General features: G+C 63.1%; 7 protein-coding genes and 1 pseudogene. 6 read left to right on the top strand and 2 right to left on the bottom strand.

Going from position 1 to position 4,363, the window contains the following annotated elements:
* Positions 1-240: pseudogene (locus tag EOA36_RS28995) on the top strand (TetR/AcrR family transcriptional regulator); the annotation flags it as partial.
* A gap of 62 nt (positions 241-302) precedes the next feature.
* Here EOA36_RS28995 and EOA36_RS28990 read toward each other — a convergent pair.
* Positions 303-611, bottom strand: a complete 309-nt coding sequence (locus tag EOA36_RS28990; RefSeq protein ID WP_245464502.1) for a hypothetical protein — start codon at positions 609-611, stop codon at positions 303-305.
* Positions 612-745: 134 nt separating this feature from the next.
* Between EOA36_RS28990 and EOA36_RS28985 the strand changes: the two genes are divergently transcribed.
* Positions 746-1,879 carry a metallophosphoesterase gene (locus EOA36_RS28985; RefSeq protein ID WP_189553404.1) on the top strand — a complete coding sequence of 378 codons (1,134 nt, stop codon included), beginning with the start codon at positions 746-748 and terminating at the stop codon, positions 1,877-1,879.
* A gap of 33 nt (positions 1,880-1,912) precedes the next feature.
* Here EOA36_RS28985 and EOA36_RS28980 read toward each other — a convergent pair whose 3' ends face one another.
* On the bottom strand, positions 1,913-2,101 hold the full coding sequence (locus tag EOA36_RS28980; RefSeq protein WP_167531207.1) for a CsbD family protein: 189 nt from the start codon (positions 2,099-2,101) through the stop codon (positions 1,913-1,915).
* 151 nt (positions 2,102-2,252) lie between these two features.
* Between EOA36_RS28980 and EOA36_RS28975 the strand changes: the two genes are divergently transcribed.
* The 4 genes from EOA36_RS28975 to EOA36_RS28960 all read left to right on the top strand — a co-directional run bounded on the left by EOA36_RS28975 (position 2,253) and on the right by EOA36_RS28960 (position 4,360).
* Positions 2,253-2,906 (top strand): glutathione S-transferase family protein, encoded by a 654-nt coding sequence (locus tag EOA36_RS28975; protein WP_127280427.1) that lies wholly within the window; start codon positions 2,253-2,255, stop codon positions 2,904-2,906.
* A 266-nt stretch (positions 2,907-3,172) separates the two neighbouring features.
* Complete coding sequence (locus EOA36_RS28970; protein WP_010915421.1) at positions 3,173-3,382, top strand: cold-shock protein; 210 nt, start codon at positions 3,173-3,175, stop codon at positions 3,380-3,382.
* A 343-nt stretch (positions 3,383-3,725) separates the two neighbouring features.
* Entirely contained in the window at positions 3,726-3,953 is a 228-nt protein-coding gene (locus EOA36_RS28965; RefSeq protein ID WP_127280426.1) for a hypothetical protein, read from the top strand.
* Complete coding sequence (locus EOA36_RS28960; RefSeq protein WP_127280425.1) at positions 3,953-4,360, top strand: hypothetical protein; 408 nt, start codon at positions 3,953-3,955, stop codon at positions 4,358-4,360. The genes EOA36_RS28965 and EOA36_RS28960 overlap by 1 nt, the downstream gene beginning before the upstream one ends.
* Positions 4,361-4,363: the final 3 nt, after the last annotated feature.

Raw genomic sequence — 4,363 nt, 5'->3', positions numbered from 1 at the left:
GACAAGATCAGCGCCGACCAGCAGGAGGGCAGGGAGCAAGGCACGGACCCCCGGCAGTTTGCGATGGTTGCCGTCGCCGCCTATTCCGGTGCCATGTCGATGGCCAAGGCAGCGCAGGACGCCAGCCCGTTGCGCGATTGCCTTGCGGCGTTCGAGAGCGCCGCGCAAGCGGCATCATCGCAGGGCGATCCGGGGGCGAGGCGACGTCGCAGGGTGCTGCGGCGGTACGGCGGCATTTGAGGCAGGCTACAGCCCAGCTTTGCGGCGATGCCGCGGCGAGCGCGGACAGCCGGTTCCTAGATCTAGTCGGCCAAAGGCTTGATCGTCTCGTAGCCGTTCACTGATTCCGCGCTGGTGCCTTCATCGTAGCGCCGGGCGAGAGCGGCCTGCAGATCGGGTGAATAGAGTGCCGTGAAGGCGTCGAGTGTCTCTCCGCCTCCGCTCTTGAAGGTCTCCGTGACGGCGAGCACATTGTATTTGCAGTCGCCCAGGCTGAACGTCTCCTTGGCCAGCGTCAGTGTCTTGGTGGCATTCGGCTGCTTGCTGGGCGACAGCTCGACGAACTCGATCGTGCTCTTGGCTCCCGCCTTGAGTGGAAACAGTTTTCGCAAATCGGCAAACGGGACAATTGCCAGCCGACCCGTCTCGCTGTCGCGAAAAACCTCGATGGCGGCTCTTTCCTGCGGCGATCGCCGTGGCGAGGACTGAACTTTACTGCCGCCCGCCCTCCATGCTGAAATCCCCGATGATGAATCGCCCTTCCTCCATATTGCTCTCGCGCCGTGGGTTTCTGCTACAGGCCGCCGGTCTTGCCACGGCCGGTGCGCTTTCACGCCCGGCGTTCGGTCAGACCGGGCAGCGCATCCAGCCTGTCGACGCCACCTTCCTGTTCGTCGCCGATGTCCATGCCTGCCGCATGGCGAGCGGCTTGAGCCCCAATTGCCAGCTGGAAGGCAAGACGGACGCGGCGCTGCTGCGCGACGTCGCGGCGTTGAACGCCATCGGTGACAAGGAGTGGCCGGCCGAGATCAACGCCATCGCCACCGGCCTGCGCCCTGCCGGTAGCCGCATCGGCACGCCGCTCGGCCTTGTCGTCGGCGGTGACATCACCGACGATGGCGGCGGCCAGATCACCGAGCCCAGCGAAGGCACCCAACTCCTGCAGTTCAGCCAGCGCTATCAGCAAGGCATGGGCCCTGACCGCGTGCATGTTCCGGTTTATGTCGGCCTCGGCAATCACGACCTCGACCAGAACGGGCCGCCGCACCATGTCGACTGGTACCGGCGCGAAATGCGCGACTATGTCGAGGTCAATCATCGCGCCGGCGTGTTCTTCAAGCCGCCGGTGCCGGCCACCAGCTACGATGTCGACACCGACTGCTATTCATGGGACTGGGGCGGCCTGCATCTGGTGCAGACCCATCGCTTCGCCGGCGACACCGGCCATGGCGCCGACAACGGCCTGCCTTGGCTCAGGCAGGACCTGGCGACCTATGCCGCCGACGGCCGCCCGGTCATCCTGTTCCAGCACTATGGCTGGGATATTTTTTCGACGGAGCGGTGGGACCCCGCCAGGAGGGCGTTTGACGACGAAGGCAAGGGAGCGTCGCATTGGTGGAGCGATGCAGACCGCCAGGCATTGCTGGCGGCCCTGAAGGGCTACAACGTTATCGCCATCTTCCACGGTCATCAGCACGAGGTGCCGATGATCTATCAACGCGACGGCCTCGATCTCTTCAAGCCGAAAGCGGCCTATATGGGTGGCTTCGCTCTGGCGCGTGTCACCGACGACAGTCTGGACGTCGTGTTGGGTGAAGCCAGCGACGATCATGGCGATGTGATTTTCACCAACGCCTTCAGCAAATCACTGAAGACGTGAAAAGGGCCGCTCGACGCGGCCCTTCCACAGCGATCAAAGCGATTTCTTGACCTTGTCCTTCACGTCGCCATAGGCCTTCTGCACCTTGCCGGTGGCCTTGTCGGCCATGCCTTCGGCCTGTGTCTGCCTGTTGCCGGTCGCTTTGCCGGCAGCCTGCTTGATCGAGCCTTTCACCTGCTTGGCGACGCCGGCCACCTGATCCTTGTTCACCATTTTTCGCATCTCCTGGTTCGCCTGGGCAAACGAGCCGGCACGGTTTCGGTTCCAGCAGCCGCTGCTTGGGTCGGCAAGACAGGTGCCTTTCGGCGGCCGGGCCGGCAGGCTAGGGTGCCGGCCAGCGCACTCCGCAAGGAGCAACCGCCAAGGGGGACAGATGTCGGAATTCACGCTCTATATCGGCAACAAGTGCTTTTCGTCCTGGTCGCTCAGGCCCTGGGTGGCGATGCGGCACCTGGAGATACCGTTCGAAGAGGGGTTCGTGCGGCTGCGCACGCCGGAAACCGCGGCCAACCTGGCGAAAGTGTCGCCGACCGGTCAGGTGCCCGCCCTGAATCACAAGGGAAGGATCGTCTGGGAAACCCTTGCCATCCTTGAATACCTCGCCGACCTCTTTCCTGAGAAAAAGCTCTGGCCGGCCGATATCGGCGCCCGGGCGCTGGCGCGTTCGGCGGCGACCGAGATGCATTCCGGGTTTCGCGAAGTCCGCTATGGCTGGCCGATGAACTTGCGCCGGCCCAAGGGGCACAAGCCGCTCGACGCCGAAGGCGAGATCCAACGTGCCCGCATCGAGGCGCTGTGGCGCGAGTGCCGTGAGAAACACGGCAAGGACGGCCCGTTTCTATTCGGCCATTTCACCGCGGCCGATGCCATGTACGCGCCCGTCGTCACCCGTTTCGACACCTATGGCGGCGATCTGGCGCCCGACACCAGGGCTTATGTCGACGCGGTTCTGGCAACGCCGGCCATGCGCCAATGGTATGCCGACGCAGCCAGGGAGACATGGCCGGAGCCGGGGCCGGACGAATAGGGCCTATTTGCGAAGCGGCCTTCCCCAGGGATCGGGATCGACCACTTGAGACGTTTTCATCTGGCGGATTTTCGGCTCGATGGCGCAACATTTGACAGGCGTCCGAAACACGCGTAGAAGAAATTCGTCGATATTTGTTTGACTGACTTTTGTTATCCGCGCTTTCGAGCGCGCCTTTGACGAACTTCCCACATCAAAAATCGAGACAAACGACGTTGTGCATCCGCACGGCGGCGAACGAATATTTGCCATGGAAAGGGTTCGTCATGAGCACCGGCACAGTTAAGTGGTTCAACGCCACCAAAGGTTTTGGTTTTATTCAGCCTGACGACGGCTCCGCCGACGTTTTTGTCCACATCTCGGCCGTGGAACGCGCCGGCATGCGCGACATCGTCGAGGGCCAGAAGCTCGGCTACGAGATGGTCCGCGACAACAAGTCGGGCAAGATGTCCGCCGACCAGTTGAAGGCGGCGTGAAGTAAGAATTCAGCCGTCCCGGTGACCACGGATGTACTGGCACTGGTGAACGGCGAATTCGGGCGCATTGCCACGGGAAACCTGAGTTTCCAAGGTTTGTGCAGCCCATCAGGAGCCAGCTTGTGCATCCAGTTGGATGCGCGGCGGCTCCCAGGGAAGGTCAGGCGGTGCCTGGCCTTTTTCATTATACGCTTGTTGCCGCCGAAAATGCGCTGCGCATTGGGCTGAACGTGCTAAGGGACGCTGCAGCATTCTGAATCCGCTGCCGCATCGCTTTGTACTGGTCCCGACCGAAGACCCGGTCTCGCCCTATCGGTACCAGGCTCCTGACAGGAGAAAGATCTTGACCGCCCATTCGAAGCCAGCCGTCGACCCGGCCGTGTCGCTTTTCAGCAAGACGCAAACCCAGTCGATGTCGCTCAACCGCATCATTTCCGAACGGGATGCCGTCAGCGAAGCACGGGAAGCCAAGACCGCGCGCCTGCGCGAACTGCGGCTGGAGAAGGAGGCCGACGAGATGGCGGCCGCCGCCGCGCTCGCGGCGCTGCCGAAACGAGCCGGAAAACGCTGATGGCCACCAAGCGCGTACCGCCAACGCCGATCGCGGCCGATGCGACCATAGCCGACATGGTCGAAACCCTGGACAAGCCGGTCGAATATGTCCGGCGCGTGCTGGAAAAACTCGAACGCTGCAAGCGCGCCCATGGCGATGCCCAGGTGCGCGTCGGTGTGCGCGGCCGCGCCGAAGCCCCGAACTACCTGATCGAATATGTCCGCGAGGACAGAAAGACCCAGGAGCGGGTGACCTACCAGGACGCCGCCTACAGCGGCAGCACGCATCGTGAGCTGGCGCCGCATCACATCGCGGAAGCGCGGAACTGGTCGCCCGAGGAGATGAACATCACGGCGGTTTCGGCCCTGATCGGCCGCTTGCGCAATCCGCGCGCACCGTCATCGCGTTTCGCCGACGAGGACTGACAT

The sequence above is a fragment of the Mesorhizobium sp. M8A.F.Ca.ET.021.01.1.1 genome, from assembly GCF_003998025.1.
Taxonomy (GTDB): Bacteria; Pseudomonadota; Alphaproteobacteria; order Rhizobiales; family Rhizobiaceae; genus Mesorhizobium.
Note: the sequence above shows the minus strand (reverse complement) of the source record. Positions and strands in the feature narration are given on the sequence as shown.

Bases quoted from the DNA above. Each gene is read 5' to 3' on its own strand.
- EOA36_RS28985 (WP_189553404.1), top strand. From the start codon at position 746: ATGATGAATCGCCCTTCCTCCATATTGCTCTCGCGCCGTGGGTTTCTG.
- EOA36_RS28980 (WP_167531207.1), bottom strand. From the start codon at position 2,101: ATGCGAAAAATGGTGAACAAGGATCAGGTGGCCGGCGTCGCCAAGCAG.
- EOA36_RS28975 (WP_127280427.1), top strand. From the start codon at position 2,253: ATGTCGGAATTCACGCTCTATATCGGCAACAAGTGCTTTTCGTCCTGG.
- EOA36_RS28970 (WP_010915421.1), top strand. From the start codon at position 3,173: ATGAGCACCGGCACAGTTAAGTGGTTCAACGCCACCAAAGGTTTTGGT.
- EOA36_RS28960 (WP_127280425.1), top strand. From the start codon at position 3,953: ATGGCCACCAAGCGCGTACCGCCAACGCCGATCGCGGCCGATGCGACC.